The sequence below is a fragment of the Niallia sp. 01092 genome, from assembly GCF_052318935.1.
Classification (GTDB): Bacteria; Bacillota; Bacilli; order Bacillales; family Cytobacillaceae; genus Niallia.
Window position 1 is genome coordinate 1 of record NZ_JBQRKO010000060.1, and the last position, 938, is coordinate 938.

1 protein-coding gene is annotated in these 938 nt (G+C 36.1%); it reads right to left on the reverse strand.

Features of this window, described 5'->3' with window-relative positions; all coding sequences use genetic code 11:
* Positions 1-35: 35 nt before the first annotated feature.
* Entirely contained in the window at positions 36-800 is a 765-nt protein-coding gene (gene istB / locus ACTXGU_RS22230; RefSeq protein WP_443483696.1) for an IS21-like element helper ATPase IstB, read from the reverse strand.
* Positions 801-938: the final 138 nt, after the last annotated feature.

The following is a 938-nucleotide window of genomic DNA, read 5'->3' on the forward strand; positions in this document are numbered from 1 at the left end:
TGTAAGCGTCAAGTACATTTGAACAATTTTGCTTATTAATTTTGAACACTTGCTTCTTTAAAAATAGTTTCTCTATGTTTCATCCTATAGCTTGAATCATTAAAATGAACAATTTCCGCACGATGAATGAGACGATCCAAAATAGCTGTTGCCACACCCACGTCACCTAATAGTTCGGTCCACTCTTTTGGGGAACGATTAGAAGTTAAGATAATGGATGAATTGTTGTACAAGTCATTAACCAATTGGAAAAATAAGTTTGCTTCTCTCGGATCCATTGCGGCGTACATCAAATCATCAATAATGGCTAAATGTGATTCTTTCATTCTCTTAATCCTTGTTTGGGACTTTCTCGTTATGTCCATGGTTTTCAATGTATGTACCAAGTCGCCCATCGAAATAAAAGAGACTTTGTAACCTCGCTTGATCGCTTCTAATCCTAATCCAACCGCCATGTGTGTTTTTCCAACACCTGGCGGTCCTAATAGAATGAGATTAAATAACTGCTCAATCCATGCTAAATCTTTTAATTGATTAAACTGCTTTAAACTTAATGATTCTTGTTCATCTAAATTAAATTCCTCTAAAGGAGTGATGCATGGGAATGCTGCAAGTTTTAATCGTTTTTCCATGTTTTTCTCGTCTCTAATTTTCCGTTCATATTCCACTACATTATTCAGGAAGGAAATATAACTTAGCTGTTCCTTCTCAGCTTCTTTCAGTAGGGAAGGAAGATTTTTTGAAATTTCCACTAGTCTTAGTGATACAAGTGAGTCTTGTAGATATTTAATTTGCTTCATTTTGCACTCTCCATAATTACGACATACTCTTCCAATGGACGTTGCTGTGCTTCGGTTTTTACCAGTGTTACCTCAGCGATGTCATTATAATTTGTTTCCATTTGTTGATCGCTAGCGTTTGTGCTGTCCACTTGTCGT